This window comes from Chitinophaga rupis (assembly GCF_900109685.1).
In the GTDB taxonomy this organism is placed as follows: Bacteria; Bacteroidota; Bacteroidia; order Chitinophagales; family Chitinophagaceae; genus Chitinophaga; species Chitinophaga rupis.
Genome location: NZ_FOBB01000002.1, coordinates 694268 through 712736, shown reverse-complemented (window position 1 = coordinate 712736; position 18469 = coordinate 694268). Strand labels below are relative to the sequence as shown.

The following is an 18469-nucleotide window of genomic DNA, read 5'->3' as shown; positions in this document are numbered from 1 at the left end:
GGATCACCGGCACAACGCCGCATATGGTCAATCGCTGAATATTCTAACTAAATGACTACGTATTCAAAAAATGAATGGGCAAAAAAAATCTACTTCCTGGATTTAACGGTGTTCCGCACCACCAGGTGTCCTTTCATCATCACGATCTGTGGCTGGGCATTTGTATCGCCGATCTCACTCACCAGCAGCTCAACGGTCTTGTCTACCATTTCTTCCAGCGGCTGCTCCCAGGTTGTAAGGGAATAGGAAGGCCATTCCGCCATGCGGATATTATCAAAACCTACTACAGACACATCTTCGGGGATTCGGAGGCCAATGGTTCTGATAGCGTCCATTACACCCAGGGCAATAATATCGTTGCCGCAAAAGATACAATCAATGTTTTTATTCCGGGTCATCAGCTCCTGGGCCGCTTTAAACCCGCTTTCGAAAGTATAGTTACCCGGTTCTATCATGAGATTGGTGATACCCCTCTCCTGCAGCACTTCTTTAAAGCCCTTTAACCGGTCAATAGTGGTGGAGGTATCAGAAGGGCCGGAAACAAAAGCGAACGACTGGTGGCCCAGCTCCACCAGGTAGGTGGCGATCTGTTTTGCAGCCAGGTAGTTGTCGCAGAATACAGCGCTGCTTTCCAGCTGTTCGGTATACCGGTTGAACAGTACGACCACAATGCCGTGGCGTTTGAATTTCTCGGAAGCGGAGGAGGATAATAAGGCATCCGTGATGATCACCCCTTCTATATTATATTCCAGCAGCTGCGTGACCTCGCTTTCCTGTATTTCTTCGTTTTCTGAATTGATAAAGATAAGATGGTATCCCAGGGCTGAAAAACGGTTATGAAAGATCTCCAGCACTGCGGAGTAAAAGGGATTGCGGATGTTGCGCATCACGATGCCGATCATCATGGTTTTGCGCGTGATAAGGCTTCTGGCGTGCGCATTGGGCTTGTAGCCCAGCTTTTCTGCCGCAGCGAGTATCTTTTTCCGCTTTTTCTCTGACACATTTGTATTACCTGCAAAAACCCTGGAAACAGTAGACTGCGAAACGCCTGCTACTTCTGCTACATCCTGTGAAGTGTAATTCTTTTTTTCCAAAGGTTGCTTTTTAACTGGATCAGATAGAAAATGAATGCGTATTCATTTTACACAAATATAATGGCCTTTTTGAAAAAACCTATATAAATTTTAAAAAAAAGGCCGGATTGTACTTTTAAGCCATGCATTGCCCCTGGTTGGATCGTTCAAAACTCATGTATATGCTAACGGTTTGCAAAACTCCGGCTCCGCGTGTAAAGGGCATTCGATGTTACAGGTGCCGCCGATGAGGGCGGCTCTTTTGCGGATGTTCCGCAATCCCAGGCCTTTTAAGTATGTTATTTGTCCGGCTTTCAACCATCTGGTGTATAATATTGGAAAAAGAAAAAATTGTGCTAAATTGGACTACTTGTGAATGTTTAGCAGATCATTAAGGCCCCCTCAAGCATCAATCATTTTTCACCCTCAAACCATTTTTCTATGGAATCCCAAGTCAAATCTTTATCCATTTCCCTCTCAGAGGCTGTTCAGTATGCCAAATTGGTTAACCTGGCAGACATGATTTACAAACAGGCAGTAAAGGAGAATGATACGTCAACACAGCTTAATCCTTCACTAAAGGCGTATCAGAATATCTGTGACAATACGGACTACCAGGTGCTGGTAGACAAGGACTTTATGACAAACTACACTGTACTGTACAATGTTCAGATGAATGACATTATTGTCCCCGGAAACCTCGACCTCGTTTATTACGGGTTTATAGCACAGCATAACAGCACCCGGGACTATGTGATCGCCATCCGCGGTACAGAAAACGACCTTGAAGCCATTGCAGACGCCTTTTTTGTTCCCACTCCCTTTAAGGAGTTTAACAATAAAGGATTGGTTCCATCCGGCTTTTATGACCTTTATGAATCAGGTCTGATCGTGTCACCGCCAGATGCCACTACGCAGATTGTGCCCCTCCTGTTAAAGATCGTTGCAGCCGATCCCGCACTTATGATGCCGGATGCCGGAAATGTGCGGACAGTGGTTGCCGGTCATAGCCTGGGAGCCACGCTGGCAACCTATTATGCCGCCGCTGCCTCCACCGGCCTGGGTAAAGGCCTGGATCTTAGCGTGTATACTTACGCGTCTCCGATGACCGGCGATGCTACTTTTGCCGATCTGTACAACAACAGCGTAGCTGACAACTGCCGCATATATAATGTGCCGGATGTTGTTCCAAAAGTTCCGCAGTACTTCGAAAACCAGGTTAACATCTACACCCAGGTAGCCGGGGGTTATAAGATCGATTCAACCCAGTACCCGCTGGTAAACCCAGGCGCAGGGTGCGCACACCAGCTGCCGGTTTACCAGTATGTACTTGATAGACTTAATGGCAACGATAACCCGGACATCCTGAACTTCGGAGATGGCAGCTGTAAAGCACAAAGCTAAAAACAGACTGCTGACGGAATAACCGGGGCCGTTATCCGTTACGGTTTTGCCACTACCTTAAGTGACTTGTTTAAAAATTCAGCGGATCGCCAGTAATGGCGGTCCGCTTTTGTATTCTCGCACTCCTGTGATGATAAACAAAGGTTTAAGTTATAATGATCTGTTTTCTTAATTTGGCCAATAATGACACCAACACGAAGGGGCTGCCCTGCGATCCTTTGGATTTGAAAAACTTTATTTAAACGCTGATGAAAATTAGAAACCTTGTTGAGCTTTTTGCTATTCTTCCTGAAGACGAAAAAATAATTGTAGATGTTTTGCGGCAGATAATAATTGATGTTCTTCCCGGATATTGCAAAGAGAAAATATCATACAATGTTCCATTTTTTTATGGCAACAAAGGCATATGTATTATCTGGCCTTCAACTGTTCCGAGGGGAGGTATCAAAAAGGGAGTTCTTTTAGGTTTTTGGTATGGGCATCAATTAAATGACCGCGATCGCTTCCTGTCTCATGGAACTAACAAGCAAATTTTTTACAAAATCTACGAGACGCCGGAGGAGATTGATGATAAGCCAATAAAAAAGCTTTTAAAAGAAGCGATCAAATTAGATAGCACTTTCAAAAAATAAAACCTGCACGAATTAAATGCCTTTTTCGTTTATATATGCCGCTGTAGCAGCTTGGCGAAAAATTGTATATCAAACAAGATCCCGAACCACAGCTGAATATAAGATCTTCTTTGTTAGTCTTTAACCCATCACCCCGGTTTTAAGAATTGATTGCCTGATCTGTTTTTTTGCATTATTTTCCCTGTAAATACCTCCCAATGCGCCTGTTCCTCCTTTTATTGTTTGTTCATGGTCCTTTATCAGCAGCGGTGTTACACACGGGTTATGGGCAGCGTTACGCGGATATTGCGGCGGCGGCGGCCAAGGCAACTCCCGGTGATACGATCCTGCTCTACAACGGCTCCTACCCCGGTAATCAATCCCTGCAAAGCCTGAAAGGCACTCCCGGTAAATGGATCTACATCATTGCAAAAAAGCGCGGTGCAGTTGTGTATGAAGGCGGAAACTTTGCATGGCACGGTAGCGATGTTGCTTATCTCCACATTGAAGGGATTGTATTTACAGGGCAAAAAAGCAATGGCCTCAATTTCGATGATGGCAGCTCCTACTCCACTCCTGCGCACCATATTGTGCTGCAGCATTGCATCTTTCGTGATCTGGCCGCTGATGGCAACAATGATCTGTTGAAGCTGTCCGGCGTGGATGATCTCATCGTTCAGCAATGTACCTTCCTGAATGGAGCCAGAGGCGGCAGTGGCATCGATATGGTAGGTTGCCACAGAAGCATTATCCGGCAATGCCATTTTGAAAATTTGGGTGCAAATGCCATACAAATGAAGGGCGGTAGCAGCAATATTCTTATTGAAGCATGCAGGTTTCAAAATGCCGGCAGCAGGGCCATTAATCTTGGCGGCAGTACCGGTACAGCGTTCTTCAGGCCTGCGGATGCCAATTATGAAGCAACAGATCTAAAAGTGCAAAGTTGTGTGTTCACAGGATCCGAAGTGCCGGTAGCATTTGTAGGTTGCACACGATCCTCCGTGGTAAATAACACCATCTACAAACCCGCACGCTGGGTCATTCGCATATTACAGGAAAATAGAGACACGATGCGTTTTGTAAAATGCAGTGATAATACTTTTTGTAATAATCTTATTTATGTTGATGAGCAAATGCGGGCTGCATGCAGCATCGGCCCTGGCACTGTACCTGGAAGCTTTATATTTTCCAGCAACCTGTGGTTCCATACCGGAGATCCTGCGTGGAAGCCGCAGCTGCCTGTGGTGGAGTATAATAATATAACGGGTAAAGATCCGTTGTTGCGGGTGGATTATTCCATCCCGGATGAGAGTCCTGCGGCAGGTGCAGGTTCTCAGTTAAGGTATCCCGAAAAGGATTATAATGGTAACAGGTTTCTCGCACAGCGGGCCATTGGGGCTTTTGAGGTGATGCACTAACTATATTGCGTCGTTAACCTTCCAAATGGTAATAGTTCCGGCCACTGAACCGGGCCGGAACTATCACTTCCATTCTAATACCCCTGATTCTGTTCCAATACAGCACCGGTATTTTGTGTTATTTCAGTAGCAGGTATCGGCCACAGATTATGGTATGTTTCAATCGTCAGGCCAGACTTAGGATTGTATTTTTTATCACGGTCATATAACAGTCCTAACCGGGTAAGGGTTACTGCCCGGAACTCTTCCATGTACAATTCCCGCAAACGTTCATCCAGGATGTAATCGATATTCATTTCTGCAGCACTGGCTGCAGTAGTTTGTGCCCTGCTTCTCAGCACATTGATATCATCTGCTGCTTTCTGTTTTTCTCCTTTCCCGATATAAGCTTCTGCTCTTAACAGATAGGTTTCTGCCAAACGGGCCATGTATTTCTGCATAAACAAACGGGAAGCGCCGTTTAACAAAAATCCGCCAAACGGATTGGTCACATTGGTGAGGATCGCCGGACCGGCAGCTGATACAAAATCACCCGCTGATGGAGATGTTTTCCTGATCACCGGATAAAAATTGCGGATGGTATCCCTGAAGTCTGACGGTTGTACTTTGTCCTTATAACCATCTTTTACATACCATTTACCGTAATCGGGAGAATTAGCAGGTACACCGGAGATCCGGATATCCCTGACGATATTATAGGAAGAATTGCGGATATCACCCGGTGTCCAGATCTCATAAAAGAAGTGATTGGTAGGACGTATCCAGCCGATACCGTTGGAAGAAATGCTGTCCACGAACTTGGCGTTGAACAGGATTGCCATTTTAGTTTTAGTAGTGGACTCCACAATTCTAACACCCGTCAAACTGGGAACTACCGCCCAGGCGGTCTGATCTCCCACGGATGCGGAGTTGTTCAGCGTGGTTTGTATCACCAGCAGCCCCTCATGGTTGCCGGTGCTGTAGTTCTGGTTATTGTATTCAAACAGGTCCCGGTAAACATCACCCGGTAAACTGGCCCTTCTGCCAAACCGGCTGGTCATCAGCGATAAGCCTGGAAAGCTGATCACTTCTGATGCACTTGTAATGGCGCCATCATAATCCTTTAAAGAGATGAGCACTTCCGTGAGCACATGTTTGGCGATCTGTTTATTCACTGTACCATCAGGCACCTGGTTAATATCAGACAACAGGCCGATAGCCTGCTGCAGGTCTTTTTTACATTGCTGGTATACCTCCGCCCGGCTGGAGCGTACATAGTCATACCGCGGGCCTGAAAGTTCATTCAATTCAACAGGCACCCCGCCGTACAGGTTGGCCAATACGTTATACGAATAAGCCCTGAAGAACAATGCCTGGCCCAGGAAACTGTTCTTATCAGCATCGCTCAGCTGAGTGGCGTTATTTAGCCGGTTGATGATCAGGTTAGCATTCGTGATGATCTTGTAATAGGCTGTCCAGATACCCGTCGGAATAAGATAGCTTGGTACCATGGTCGCCTTATAGGCATTTAACTTCGCGGCAGGATCATAATCGGTAGCGTTATACGCAAAGTCAGTAGCATAATACAGACCGAAATAAGTATCCAGGTTAATATTGCCCATGTAGATGTTCCTGACACCGTTGTACAGGTTATTGACAGCCTGCTGATACTGTATCGATGTTTGCAGCGTATTGTCCGGTGTATAGATAGACAGCGGATCTTCGTCCAGGAAGCTCTTACTGCAGGAAGATAACACTGCGCTGATTCCAAGCAGGTATATGATGATTCTTTTTTTCATGACTTAAAGTTTAGGGGTGAAAGCATTAAAAGGTCACATTTACGCCGAGTGAATAGTTTTTCATCACGGGGTAACCGTTCTGGTCCAGGCCCAGGCCACCCGGTACCCTCAAGCCCAATGAGGACCGCTGAGTGGCCGGAGGATTGGATTCCGGATCCCATCCATCCCATTTGCTAATGGTCAGGAGGTTTTGTGCATTCACGTAGATGCTTGCCGCCTTTATTATTTTTAACCGGCTCAGCACCCCTTCCGGCAGCATATAGGTAAGGGTAATGTCCTGTAAACGGATAAAGCTCCGGGATTGATAAGGACCAAAATTTTCACCCAGTGTGGCTACATAGGCAGCGATGCTCCTGTAACGGGCGTTGGGATTATTGGGCGTCCAGTAGTCGTACACAAAGCCGTTATTATTCCGGATATTGTCCGGATTCAACAGCATAATACCCGGTGCTCCCAGGTAACTGTTCTTACCACCCTGAATGGTATTGATGAAGAATTTTAACTGGAATGCTTTGTATTGAAAGCTGTTGGAAATACCCAGGCTATAGGAAGGGTCCAGCTTGCCCAGGATCTGTTTATCGGCCGGCGTGATCTGGCCGTCCTTATTCCTGTCTTCAATTTTATATTGACCGGCTTTGAAGCCCTGTGCAGCAAGGCTGGCGGGCACCTCTTCTCCCAGCTGGTACATACCGGTGATCTTGTAGTCGTAAACCACGCCGTAAGGCTGACCGATAAAGTAGCTTAAGATGGGATCTGCGCCATTGATCAGATCATTTTTAGTACCGTCTATATCCAGTACTTTGTTCCGGTTCCGGAAGAAATTAGCCGTTACTTCCCACCTGAAGTTTTTGTTGCTAACCGGTACGCCGGTGATGTTCAGCTCCTGTCCCCTGTTCTGGATCTTTCCGATGTTGATCAGGAAGCTGTTGAAGCCAGTGATGGTAGGAGTAGCCCTGGAGTTCAGCAGGTTTACGGAATTGGAGAAATACAGGTCCAGTGAGCCAAAGAGGCGGTTGTTAAAAAATGCGAAGTCCACGCCGGTGTTAAAGGAGCGGGTAGTTTCCCAGCGCAGGCCGGAATTGGGCAGCTGGTTTAAGTAAGAGCCCAGCTGTGCACCGCCGGAGCTGCCGTACAAATAACCGTTAGCTAATCCAACACTCATCTGGGCAAGCGTTTGGTACCGGCCCACCGTTCTGTTCCCGGTAGCGCCGTAAGACAGTCTTAATTTCAGGTCGTCGATGAAGCCAACCGGCTGAAGAAATTGTTCTTCTTTTAAACGCCATGCAAAAGCAATAGATGGGAATGTGGCCCATTTGTTTTGAGCGGAGAAGCCGGAAAAGCCATCCCTTCTGACAGTACCGGTTAAGATATATTTTTTGTCGAACGAATAAGACAGCCTGGCCATCTGGTAAAGCGCCGTTTCCTTCCAGGGCAGAATAGCCAGGTCGTTTGATGTTGTAAGCCGTGCGGGATCTCCCACATCCAGCCTGTTGTAGGATAATCCACCATTGGTGATCCCTCCCGCGGAGGTGCTGGTGCCATCGTGTGTGTTTTTCTCTGCGCCATACAACAAGGTCAGGTCCACCCCATGTTTTCCGAAGTCCCGCTTATAGGTGAGGATGTGATCCAGTGTCAGGAAATAATCCGTCATATAAGTTTTATAGGCGGTAGCTTCAACGGTAGGGGCATTGTAATTAAACCGGTTGGTATAGATGTAATTGTTTCCGAAGTTGACACGATAGTTCAGTCCTTTCACATACGGAATGTCCACGCTGACGAAAAAATTTCCTATGATGTTCATATTCCGGTCAACATCCCTTGATCTTTTAAGTATTTCCAATGCAGTGGGCGTAGTTGTTTGCGCATAAAACTCCAGCATCTGACCGGTTTTCGGATCAAAGGGCAGGTTGTATGGCTTCAGCTGCATGATGTCGGAAAAAGTGGGCGAAACGCCACTGTAATCATTGATGGAGAGCCCCGTTTGAGCGCCTACTGTCAGCCAATCGGCGGGTTTAGCTTCTACATTGAGCCGTATGCTGTTCCTCCTGTAATTATCATTCATAATAAGATTCAGCTGGTCAAAATAGCCGTAGCCCAGGTAAAACCGGATCTTCTTTGACCGTCCGCTAAGGCTAATGTTATGGTTCTGGATCCTGGGGCGGGAATTGGTCATTAATTTCCACCAGTTGGCTTCATAGCCGCTCTTGTAATTGTCGCCCTCGATGCCCGGCATTTTGGTGGTAGGATCCCAGTTGGGGTTCATCTTCGTCATGTCGTTAGGATCCCTGCTTTCAGACAGGTACCAGTCGCCCAGCTTCTCTATGTATTGGGCGCCGGAGGCCGGTCTCATGCTCTTTTTGGTCATTTCCTGTATAGAATAAGATCCGCTGTAATCGACGGTAAGCTTCTCGATACCGCTTGCTCCGCTTTTGGTAGTGATCAGCACTACCCCATTTGATGCCTGCGAACCATATACAGCGGCAGCGCTGGCATCTTTCAAAAGGTCTATGCTGGCAATGTCCGAGGGGTTGATAGAAGTGAGTGCTCCTCTATAGATAAGTCCATCTACCACAATGAGCGGAGAGGTGGTGCCGGAGATCGAGTTCCTGCCGCGCACCATCAACGTAGGGTCACTGCCCGCTCTGGTAACCTGGCCTACGGTGAGGCCCGGAACCGTACCTCTCAATGAAGACATGACGTTTGCATTAGGAGATTGTTTTTGTATCAGCAGGTCCGCTTTGGCAACTGCTCCGGTAACATCCTGCCTTTTCCTGGTGCCATATCCGATGACTACCACGCTACTCAGCTCACTTACCGAAGAGAATAATGTAAATGACAGCGCTGCATTCTGGCCCGGTACAATTTTATATCCTGTAAATGATTTTGCATCATAGCCGATCATGTGCACATTAAAGGCGTAGCTCCCTGCCGGTAAATTTTTAAACGCGAATTTTCCGGTGCTATCAGAGATGGCGATATTCACGCGTTTACCGTTTGCCGAAGCTTCAACAGTGGCGCCGGGAAGCGACGCGCCTCCCTGATCTGTTACTATCCCGTTCACACTGCCCGTATTATTTTGCCCGTAGGATCGAACAACTACAGCACAGAGGGTTAGTATGACCGCAATGCTTGTTTTCACTATTCCTTTCATAAAACAATTTTTTGGGTGTTAGTTGCCAGAGGATAAATTGACGTGAAGCGGTAGCAATAACTACCTGCATTTTCTGCTGTAGGGCAGCTTTCTGAAGTTTTTTTCATAATGTGGTTTTAACGTGAATTGATATTGGTTCCTATTTATGCATACGTTTGCATTAACTACTCAAAAAAAAAGTCACTTAGTTCAGTTCAATCGTTTATAGATTATCTTCTGTCATGCCCCCTATGTGACAGGCATGCCTTTCAATCGCGGGCGTGGTTGTTTGTAAATGCATTTTTCTGGTTGATAATATTAAGCCAGTAATATAGGTATCGTCTGAATCCTGAACGTGTAACTTGTATCACCGGCCTATGTTTTTTATAGGTCAGTAGCAGGAAGTTATAGAATAAATAATATTGCCGGAGGCAAATTTCTCTCACAGATAAAATAATATCAGCAATTGCTTAATTTATATTTAAATCCTTTGTGGAAACAGGATGGCTGATAATAGCGGATCATCTTTAAAGGCTAGTTATTAAAAAGATTCTGGGTTAGGAGGATTGAAAATTTAAGTCTGAGATGAAAGTATTATAGCCGCAAACACGTATTTTGCATTAGGCGAACTGACGTGCAATCCTGAAGCCAGGTATTACTATTAAGCTTTTGCAATAAACAGAAGCTTCCCTGCTCCGGAACTTTCCCAAACGCAAAGCCCGAAGCCGTTGTGCGTCATTAAGCCCAACCGGTTAAAAAACATTTTGTGAACAAAACATAATATGACAAGACTTGACCCAATAATTGCAGTTAAAGACGTAGAAGCCAGCTCAAATTGGTATCAAAAAATATTCGGATTTAAGAATCTCCACGGAGGTGAACATTTTTCCGTTCTAGCATCAGACGACGACGAAATAGTTCTTTGCCTTCACAAATGGGGAGAACATAATCATCCGACTATGACCCATTCAAACATAACGGCCGGCAATGGACTTTTGCTTTATTTCAGAACAGAAAACATGAAAACAATTCTCGAAAATGTAGTCAATGCAGGTTGTGTAATTGAAGAAGATGTTCATTTAAATCAAAACTCCTTACGGCAAGAGTTCTCCTTTCGTGACCCAGACGGATATTTCCTGACCGTAACGGAATTTCATAAGTATGAAGGTTGACCGGAAAAATGAAAGCGTGAAATAAAATATTCCAATTTTCATGCACCCTATACCAGTCTGCAAAGTACCACCAGGTCTTCTGTAAGGTAGTAGCTTGAACATAGGCGGTGATAACCATCTGCTATAATAAGGCCAGCCTCATTCCGTACCAGCAGGATAGGCGATAGCTGCTTTTCTTTCTTGAATTTTCTCAGATTTTCCTGCACATGGATGTTCTCTTTCGGCAGTAAAGGCAATTTACTTGCCCTGAGAATATCCTTTGATTTCTTACTGATGGTCTTCGCACTTTTTAGTTTGGTAACGATCTTCCTGGCTTCATCAGGCTCAAACAGCAATTCCAGGTAATCTTGAGCTGCGGGATAATCATGTTCTTCAGGATCATCCAGCCATATGCTTTTTTTCATAATCTATCTATTTACAAAATTTAAAACTGGTATGAAATGATCCTGGGATTGTTTGCCAGGCCGGCCACCAGCTGGTTGTGATCCCTGATATTACCTTTAACCTGCCAGGTCCGGGAAAAACTATCAGGACTCTTTTGCTCGCCTAACAACAGGTACCTGAGCTGATATTGCCGGAACAGGGTGGCGCAGTGTTCGGCATCCTCAATCGATACCGTAACTATTTTATACTGGCGCATTTTGTAACGGCTATCAATATAATTCTGAATAGGCAATAGCAATCTTAAAGTGATCAATACCACCACTGTTCCAAACAGTGCCAGGTAGATATGGCCTGCTCCGGCGCTCATGCCTAAAGAAGCCATCGCCCAGATGGTGGTAGCTGTGGTAATGCCTCCTATTTTATTATCGTCCTTAAAAATAACGCCTGCTCCAAGGAAGCCGATACCCGTAATAATGTTGGCAGCCAGCCGGTCAGGGTTATTGATCCCGATCTTGATAGACAACATGGTAAATACACAGGACCCGAACGAGACAAGGATAAAGGTCCGGAGTCCGGCTGATTTGTTGCTATACTCCCTTTCAGCACCTACTGCAAGGCCCATTACGATGGCTATAACCATCATGATCAATTCGGAGGATATAACTTGCAGGTCGAACTTACTTGTAAGCGTACTTATCATATACGATGAATTTAAGCTGTTTTAGCCTATTGCCCAATTAATATTGCTAGCGATAGGGATCCTGTTCCAGGAGGAAATTCCGAACGCGGAGAACGGCGCGGAGCTTATCAAGGCGGCCAGGCAAAAATGCTATGATGTTGAAGTACAGTTCGGGGATATGTATCAATGTGGTGGCAATTTCATTTACGTTTTTTTGATCTGATATTACCAAAGTATAAAATATTCGTGCCCTCTGAGCGTGCAGCAGCAATGTCCGGTATCCCGTCTTCATTGAAATCACCCACTGCAAAACCATACACAGTGCCCTTTGAATCACCAAAAGAAATTGATTTAAAGTTGTGGCCTGTTCCGTTATTAAAAAATACGGTTGACGGTGCTTTTATATGACCTACGATGATATCAGCTTTTTGGTCGTTGTTCAGATCTGCTACTGCCAGCGCATAAGGAACTATCTTTTGATCAGCTAAAGAAATACCGGCGGAAAAGGTTTGATTTTTTTGCCCAAAATAGAGATCTACTCCTTTGTATTCGTCTATCGTTACAATGTCAGGAATACTATCTCCATTGAAATCTGCTATTGCTGCCACACGAATGGTTGCGTTAGGTGGGCCGAATGGAATACGGCGGGTCTCCGAAAAAGTATGATCTGCACTGCCGGTATATACGTAACTCTGGCCGCCGTCACGATGCGGTACAACCAGGTCAATAAAACCATCTTTATTCATGTCCGCAGGGGCTATTGTTGTGGTGGGATATGGAGCAAACGGGATGCAGTTAGCATTGAACTGTCCTTTTCCGTTGTTTAGGCAGATATAATTTGATGTTCTCCCCGAATCGCCCCTGTTCGCCAAAATAAGATCCGGCGATCCATCCCCATTAATATCAGCGATGGACAAATTCCGTGTAGCCCATTCAGGAAGCCCGAATTCAGACCCTATTGTAAAATTACCTTTCCCGTCATTAAAATAAATCAGTTTCCGGTCCGGGGCATCATTGCTAACAGCAATATCAAGGGAGCCATCTCCGTTAAAATCAGCCAAACCACCGGTATATGAGCGGTCTGAGATCTTTCCGAGGTTATAAGCCTTTCGTATTCCACCCAATCCATTACCCAGAAGCACCCTGTCAACAATAGGCCAATGCCTTCCTTTCACCAACAGGATGTCAAGATGACCATCGCCATCCAGATCGCCGGCACTTATATTTGCAGTTGTATCAGCTTTTGTTTCCAGCAATAAAGCATGACCAAAGCTGGGGAAATCATTTTCCTGCTTGTGATCAGCCGCATGAATGTTCTGCTGGGCAAGAACGCGCTGAGTCATCGTGCTTACAAGCAAAACAATAAAAAAGTAAATTTTCATGGCGCTTTTTAATATTACTTCGGAGTTATACAAGATACTATTTCATCCCGATTATAGGGCACCATGTGATCATAAAAAAATTCCGCGGTCAAATTCCGGTGTCAGCGTCCCCGAAATAGTTGTCCCCCCCTTTACAACCCTTACTCCAACTAAACCGCTTCGCGCCCCCGAAATACCAGCGATACCAAAATAGATAATAGCAATATCCCCACTACCACACCCAGTGATACAGGCGATGGAATATGAAACCATGGCGAAATGATCATCTTTATACCTATAAAAGTCAAAATGATTGATAAGCCGTAAGGCAGCTTATCGAACATGTGAACGAAATTTGACAGCAGGAAATAAAGGGAACGCAAACCCAGTATGGCGAAAATATTTGAGGTATAGAGGATAAAGGGATCTTTTGAGATAGCGAAGATCGCAGGAATAGAATCCACCGCAAATAATACGTCCGTGAATTCAATAACGCCCAGTACAACTAACAGCGGCGTAGCTACTTTTATTCCGTTTTGTACAGTGAAAAATTTTCCTTTGTCGTAGTTGCCGCTTACTTTATAAAGCCTGTGTACCAGCCTGGATCCCGCTGAGCGGCTGAAATCCGCCTCTTCGTCCTCATCTCCTTTACCCCACGATTTGATGCCTGCATATACGAGGAACAGGCCGAAAGCCGTTAGTACAAGATTAATATTCCATGCCAGCGGTTTTGCGCCCAGCAAATCTAGGAGAGGATTCAAATAGGTTACGTTAATAAGCCCTACACCTGCAAATATAAATATGGCACGGAATACCAGCGCGCCCAGGATACCCCAGAATAATACGCGGTGATGCAGCTCGCGCGGCACTTTAAAATAAGAAAACACCAGGATGAATACGAAGAGATTATCCACGGAAAGCGCTTTCTCTATCCAGTACGCTGCCTGGAACTGTGTGAATTTTTCCACCGCCAGCGCGGTGCCACCGTTGTCCTGATTAAATACCCAGCCTATAACGCCGGAAAAAATCATAGCCAGGCTAATCCATACCGCAGACCAGACGATGGCTTCCCGAGTAGATACCATATGGCTTTTCTTATGAAAGATGCCGAGATCAAGCAAAAGCATAATAAAAATTGTTGCGCCGAAAACCCATATCAGGCCCGGGTGCAGGTGTAAAATATTTTGTTCCATTTTTCGTGATTACTGATTAGTGATCGTGATATATAACAGTCTGCCGCCTTCTTTATCCGATAACAGGATCTTGCTTCCGCTGGTCAGCTCAACCATGGCATTGCGGGGAATTTCCTGCTGGGTAACCAGGTCTTTCATCCCGTCCAATGACTGGTTTACCAGTACCCATTTGTGTTGATGGTAAGCAAAGTATCCAACCGGCTTTTTATCTTCCGCACCCAGGCTTTCATTCCTGATGATCTTCCTGGAAACATGCCATTTGAAGAGATGCTGGTTGTGGTAAACCATCAGGCGGTGTCCTTCCGGTTTCCATAAGTCATCTTTGAATTTGTAATACAGGTCTGCAACCGGCAGGGGGCCTTTGTGCGGGGTGCCACAGAACGGGCAGGCAGGTTTCGCCGTATTGTCGAATACATACCACTTCTCCTCGCAGGATGGATTGCTGCAGGGCTGGATCAGGTCTACTGTCTTAATTAACGCCGTTTCCCATTCATTGGCAATAGGCCGCAGCATAGGGTTATGAAGGCCGTCAATAAAGGCCCGCCTGAACAGTTCTGATAAATAGGGACCGGTAATGGTATAGGGAATTTTTTCGGGGTTGCCCCAGATAACATCCCATTTGCGCAGCTGGTCAGTTTTTACCCTGTTGGTTTTATCGCTGGAATGTTCAATAAATAATGCCTTCTCGCCCATGGCCATCAGCTCATCTTTTTCCGCATCCAGGTCCCATATTTTGCCGCCCCGCAATGGATGCCGTCTTAACAGGTACATGTAAATAAGTACGGCCAGTGCATGCAGGTCTGTGCGCTGGTTGGGCAGGATACGGCCGGTATCTGAAAGTTTCAGGTGCTTAGTGCGGAGCACTTCCGGTGCAATAAAATCAGCAGTGCCAATTACCTCCGGAGGAAATAAGCCAGGTACTACCAGGCCATCCAGGTCTATGATGTTGGCCGACCTGGTAACAGGGTCCACTAACACGTTATTATAAGAAAGATCGGAATGCGCCAGGCCCATCTGGTGCATTTTCTTAACGCCCCTGCAAATGCTGATAGCGATCTGGAAGTAGCTAAGCCAGTCTCCCAGCTCAGTGCTGTCAAGGAACAGCGGATATTGCTTATTTCTGAATGACGGTGCTGTAAACCACTTCCCTACTTTCTCACCTCCTTTTATATTATCATTGGCGCCGTAACCTTTACGGAAGAAAAACCTGGAGTCATAAATGGGAACTATCACACCGGTTTTCCCGTCACGTTCCACAGCATCATAAGGCCAACGGTAAATATCCTGCAGGAAATAATCAGCAGCATTGCCTTTTTTGATATTGTCCAGGTACAGTGTGACGATCCGCCTGATCCGGTCTTTCTGATTATAGTCCAGTGGAGTCCTGAAAAATGCAACAACATACTTTTTGTCCGGCGAAAAGTATACATCTTTTACGCCTCCCTGTTTGGGGCTGCCGTTGTCTATGTATTTATAACTCCTGGAGGGGTCAATAATGGAGGGTACCGTTACTGTTTTCATAACTTCAATAAATTATAGCAAGCGTTCTGTCATCATGATTACCTTTGCTCCAGAAGTTAAGCCACGATAACAACTGGTCTTCAATACCGTTATTCTGAAGGAAGTCAACTCTTGCATTGTCCTCATTTTGGCCGTCCAGGTCTGCAAAAAAGGCATCCCACGCGGTTTTGTCTTCCAGCTTATTTTCCGTAACAAATTTGGGATCGTACACACCGTCAGTCATTAATACGAGCCTGGAGAAATCCTCAAACCTGTTAATGGCAAAACGGCTGGCAATATCGTTGGTGAAGATCTCAGGCATCGTTACAAACCGGGTGCCTCCGCCAAATTCGCCAATATCCATCTGGTTAAGGAGTTTTACTTCAGCCGGATTGCCGGTGATAACATTTACCGGGCAATCGCCCACGCCGAATGTCAGCACGGTATAACCGTCATCAAATTTTCTGATCAGTGCAAAGATCAATGTGGTATTGAGGTCTTTCAGCTGTATTGCCTCCTGCTGCGCAAAGGTGGTCAACTTTGCATGCAGGTTACGCACTGATTTGTACAGAATATTAATGATGGAGGATTTATGCTTTAATGCCGGGTCTTCTGCGGCTGGGGCTGTTCCCGGGGCATTGCTGCCGGCGGCAGTGAAGTAATCCGTGCAATGATCAGACAGTTCCGTTAGCAGTGCTTCATCATGAAAGCTTTCTGCAATAAAGGTGGTGGCAATCTTTGACCCCTGCCGGGAGAACTTTGCAGACCCGGCACCGTCGGCTACAGCAATGATTTCCCAACCCAGCGGTAGTTTGCATACATAAAAATGATCGTCCCTGAATGCGCCTTCATGCGCATGCGACCTGCCGCGTTGTGACGCCACAGCAATGCGTTTGTCAAGAAATGACCCGGCATATTTGTCGCTGTCTGCTTTTGCATAGAGCTCATTTTTATTGCTGGGCTTATTCAGCCAAAGGTCCTTGGGATCGGCATTAACGATAAAGGGAATGATCTTTATGTCTTCCACCTGGTCCTCCCCCTGGCCGCAGGTAAAGGTTACCTGCAGGTCCACCGAAAGGGCTGATGCTGGCGTCCCAGATATTTTTGCAGAAGCAGCATCAAATGAAAGTCCGGCTTTATCGAGATTCCGGATCTCTTTGATACAGATATTGGAAAAGCGGAAAAGATCAAACCGGTATTCATAATGTTTCCTGGAAACGGCATTCGGCAGCACGATCTGCGCATCTTTAAACTCCTCCGTTTCTTTATACATATGAAAGATGCTTATCGCCTTGTTCTTAGCAGCAGCGATGGATTTAGTCAGCTCATTAATTTTCGCATTGTGTAAAAGCCGGGCAACTATGCTGTCCTGGAATTTGCCGGCTGCAATGTTGAACTCCGCCAGCAGTTGTTTTAAGAATAGTTCTACCATTATCCTTTTATTTTATACCACAATAATTAATTCACCGGGTGGAGGCGGAAGGACCATGTTTTCGCCGGTACCCTGCGATTTACTGCCCATTTCAATAGAGGAGCTGACCCACTTGAAGAAGGTGGTTAGTGTGTTCACATCCGTAGTGTCTAGTCTGACAACTTCATTGGTGAGCTCTTTCAGGAAACTGGTTTCCGCTTTGGGGCCGGCTGCGCAGCCAACGATCATCCCGAAGTCCAGCGCTTTTATTTTTGTTATGGCCGTGCGGTACAGCGGCAGGTCTGAGGGTTTGCCATCTGTAAATACAAATAGCAGTGGCTTCCAGTCTCCCTTTCTTTCCGTTGAGCCCTTTACCAGGTCAGCTTTTACAAGATCGCAAAGCATATCCAGCGCCTGCCCGGTATGCGTAGGCCCGCTTTCAGGACATTTAATTTCCACCGGCTGAAAGCTGGCCAGGTCCGTAAGGGGAACAATGTTCTTAACCTCTTTATCAAAGGTGATAACACTTACATGCAATGAATCCATAGCCTGGGGATCAGATCTCAGCATGCTGATCAGACCATTAAATCCGTTATTCAGCGCCTGTATAGGCTCTCCGTGCATGGAGCCGGAGGTATCCAGCAGAAAATACGCTAATAATCTTCTGGTCATGGCTATGCAATTATTACTAATTCCGATGGAGGAGGCGGCAGCTGTGCCAGGCCGGTCACTTCTTTCCCGGATTCTTCCACTTTAGTGGAGGTGGTAGATACGGAGGCTGTTACCCATTGAAAAAACCTGGAGATGCTTTCTGAATCGGCATTATCCAGCCGCACTACGGAGTTGGTGATCTGTTTCAGCACAGTGTCGTCTGCATCCTGTCCGGCAGCACAACCTACGATCAGCCCTTTATTTGCAGCTTTGAGCTTATTGTGGCCGCGCTGCCAGTCATCGGTAGGCACGCCATCGGTCATAATAAATATCAGCGGTTTCCAGTCGCCTTTCTGTTCCGGTGTTGTCCTGGCTACCTCATTTTGGAGTTTGTCTGCAAGCAGCTCTAATGCCGCACCCATAGCGGTTACCCCGGAGGCTTTAAGGTCCACCATCCGGAAAGAGGCCAGGTCTGTCAGCGGAATTACCTGCGTGGCAGCGCTGTCAAATGTAATAATGCTTACAAAGGCTGTTTCAATGGCCTGTGGATTCTGGCGCAGCGAGTGGATCATCATCTGAACACCGTTCTTTACCGCTTCAATCGGTTCTCCACTCATGGAGCCAGAGGTGTCTAACAGCAGATATACCGGTAATCTTCTCATTTTAAAGGAATTTTTTTGTACATTTTTAATGGGGCCAATGGT

At 46.0% G+C, this 18469-nt stretch carries 15 protein-coding genes; 4 read left to right on the top strand and 11 right to left on the bottom strand.

The window, feature by feature from the left end; all coding sequences use genetic code 11:
- Positions 1-89: 89 nt before the first annotated feature.
- Positions 90-1094, bottom strand: coding sequence for a LacI family DNA-binding transcriptional regulator (locus BMZ54_RS09990; RefSeq protein WP_089910041.1), 1005 nt, complete (start codon positions 1092-1094; stop codon positions 90-92).
- Between the two features lie 420 nt (positions 1095-1514).
- On the opposite strand from BMZ54_RS09990, the gene BMZ54_RS09985 reads away from it, so the two are divergent.
- The 3 genes from BMZ54_RS09985 to BMZ54_RS09975 all read left to right on the top strand — a co-directional run bounded on the left by BMZ54_RS09985 (position 1515) and on the right by BMZ54_RS09975 (position 4506).
- On the top strand, positions 1515-2477 hold the full coding sequence (locus tag BMZ54_RS09985; protein WP_089910038.1) for a lipase family protein: 963 nt from the start codon (positions 1515-1517) through the stop codon (positions 2475-2477).
- Between the two features lie 248 nt (positions 2478-2725).
- Positions 2726-3109, top strand: a complete 384-nt coding sequence (locus BMZ54_RS09980; protein ID WP_089910034.1) for a DUF1801 domain-containing protein — start codon at positions 2726-2728, stop codon at positions 3107-3109.
- Between the two features lie 197 nt (positions 3110-3306).
- Positions 3307-4506, top strand: a complete 1200-nt coding sequence (locus tag BMZ54_RS09975; RefSeq protein WP_089910030.1) for a right-handed parallel beta-helix repeat-containing protein — start codon at positions 3307-3309, stop codon at positions 4504-4506.
- Positions 4507-4580: 74 nt separating this feature from the next.
- Here the strand turns inward: BMZ54_RS09975 and BMZ54_RS09970 are convergent, their stop codons facing one another.
- Together BMZ54_RS09970 and BMZ54_RS09965 are read right to left on the bottom strand one after the other, a co-directional pair.
- Positions 4581-6284: a RagB/SusD family nutrient uptake outer membrane protein gene (locus BMZ54_RS09970; RefSeq protein ID WP_089910026.1), complete on the bottom strand. Its 1704-nt coding sequence runs from the start codon at positions 6282-6284 to the stop codon at positions 4581-4583.
- Positions 6285-6309: 25 nt separating this feature from the next.
- On the bottom strand, positions 6310-9435 hold the full coding sequence (locus tag BMZ54_RS09965; RefSeq protein WP_089910023.1) for a SusC/RagA family TonB-linked outer membrane protein: 3126 nt from the start codon (positions 9433-9435) through the stop codon (positions 6310-6312).
- A 761-nt stretch (positions 9436-10196) separates the two neighbouring features.
- Here BMZ54_RS09965 and BMZ54_RS09960 point away from each other — a divergent pair.
- Entirely contained in the window at positions 10197-10586 is a 390-nt protein-coding gene (locus BMZ54_RS09960; protein ID WP_089910020.1) for a VOC family protein, read from the top strand.
- Between the two features lie 47 nt (positions 10587-10633).
- Here the strand turns inward: BMZ54_RS09960 and BMZ54_RS09955 are convergent, their stop codons facing one another.
- From BMZ54_RS09955 to BMZ54_RS09920, 8 genes are all read right to left on the bottom strand, one after another.
- A complete protein-coding gene (locus BMZ54_RS09955; protein WP_089910017.1) occupies positions 10634-10990 on the bottom strand; it encodes a hypothetical protein in 357 nt (118 codons plus the stop codon).
- Positions 10991-11010: 20 nt separating this feature from the next.
- Complete coding sequence (locus BMZ54_RS09950) at positions 11011-11670, bottom strand: MgtC/SapB family protein (protein ID WP_202909199.1); 660 nt, start codon at positions 11668-11670, stop codon at positions 11011-11013.
- 179 nt (positions 11671-11849) lie between these two features.
- A complete protein-coding gene (locus tag BMZ54_RS09945; RefSeq protein ID WP_143080958.1) occupies positions 11850-13031 on the bottom strand; it encodes an FG-GAP repeat domain-containing protein in 1182 nt (393 codons plus the stop codon).
- 149 nt (positions 13032-13180) lie between these two features.
- Positions 13181-14203: a TerC/Alx family metal homeostasis membrane protein gene (locus tag BMZ54_RS09940; RefSeq protein WP_089910012.1), complete on the bottom strand. Its 1023-nt coding sequence runs from the start codon at positions 14201-14203 to the stop codon at positions 13181-13183.
- Between the two features lie 9 nt (positions 14204-14212).
- Positions 14213-15724, bottom strand: a complete 1512-nt coding sequence (locus tag BMZ54_RS09935) for a helix-hairpin-helix domain-containing protein (protein ID WP_089910009.1) — start codon at positions 15722-15724, stop codon at positions 14213-14215.
- A gap of 4 nt (positions 15725-15728) precedes the next feature.
- On the bottom strand, positions 15729-17135 hold the full coding sequence (locus BMZ54_RS09930) for a PP2C family serine/threonine-protein phosphatase (protein ID WP_089910006.1): 1407 nt from the start codon (positions 17133-17135) through the stop codon (positions 15729-15731).
- Between the two features lie 12 nt (positions 17136-17147).
- Positions 17148-17786, bottom strand: a complete 639-nt coding sequence (locus BMZ54_RS09925; protein ID WP_089910003.1) for a vWA domain-containing protein — start codon at positions 17784-17786, stop codon at positions 17148-17150.
- Positions 17787-17788: 2 nt separating this feature from the next.
- Complete coding sequence (locus tag BMZ54_RS09920) at positions 17789-18427, bottom strand: vWA domain-containing protein (RefSeq protein WP_089910000.1); 639 nt, start codon at positions 18425-18427, stop codon at positions 17789-17791.
- Between the last annotated feature and the right edge of the window lie 42 nt (positions 18428-18469).

Bases quoted from the DNA above. Each gene is read 5' to 3' on its own strand.
- BMZ54_RS09985 (WP_089910038.1), top strand. From the start codon at position 1,515: ATGGAATCCCAAGTCAAATCTTTATCCATTTCCCTCTCAGAGGCTGTT.
- BMZ54_RS09980 (WP_089910034.1), top strand. From the start codon at position 2,726: ATGAAAATTAGAAACCTTGTTGAGCTTTTTGCTATTCTTCCTGAAGAC.
- BMZ54_RS09975 (WP_089910030.1), top strand. From the start codon at position 3,307: ATGCGCCTGTTCCTCCTTTTATTGTTTGTTCATGGTCCTTTATCAGCA.
- BMZ54_RS09970 (WP_089910026.1), bottom strand. From the start codon at position 6,284: ATGAAAAAAAGAATCATCATATACCTGCTTGGAATCAGCGCAGTGTTA.
- BMZ54_RS09965 (WP_089910023.1), bottom strand. From the start codon at position 9,435: ATGAAAGGAATAGTGAAAACAAGCATTGCGGTCATACTAACCCTCTGT.
- BMZ54_RS09960 (WP_089910020.1), top strand. From the start codon at position 10,197: ATGACAAGACTTGACCCAATAATTGCAGTTAAAGACGTAGAAGCCAGC.
- BMZ54_RS09955 (WP_089910017.1), bottom strand. From the start codon at position 10,990: ATGAAAAAAAGCATATGGCTGGATGATCCTGAAGAACATGATTATCCC.
- BMZ54_RS09950 (WP_202909199.1), bottom strand. From the start codon at position 11,670: ATGATAAGTACGCTTACAAGTAAGTTCGACCTGCAAGTTATATCCTCC.
- BMZ54_RS09945 (WP_143080958.1), bottom strand. From the start codon at position 13,031: ATGAAAATTTACTTTTTTATTGTTTTGCTTGTAAGCACGATGACTCAG.
- BMZ54_RS09940 (WP_089910012.1), bottom strand. From the start codon at position 14,203: ATGGAACAAAATATTTTACACCTGCACCCGGGCCTGATATGGGTTTTC.
- BMZ54_RS09935 (WP_089910009.1), bottom strand. From the start codon at position 15,724: ATGAAAACAGTAACGGTACCCTCCATTATTGACCCCTCCAGGAGTTAT.
- BMZ54_RS09930 (WP_089910006.1), bottom strand. From the start codon at position 17,135: ATGGTAGAACTATTCTTAAAACAACTGCTGGCGGAGTTCAACATTGCA.
- BMZ54_RS09925 (WP_089910003.1), bottom strand. From the start codon at position 17,786: ATGACCAGAAGATTATTAGCGTATTTTCTGCTGGATACCTCCGGCTCC.
- BMZ54_RS09920 (WP_089910000.1), bottom strand. From the start codon at position 18,427: ATGAGAAGATTACCGGTATATCTGCTGTTAGACACCTCTGGCTCCATG.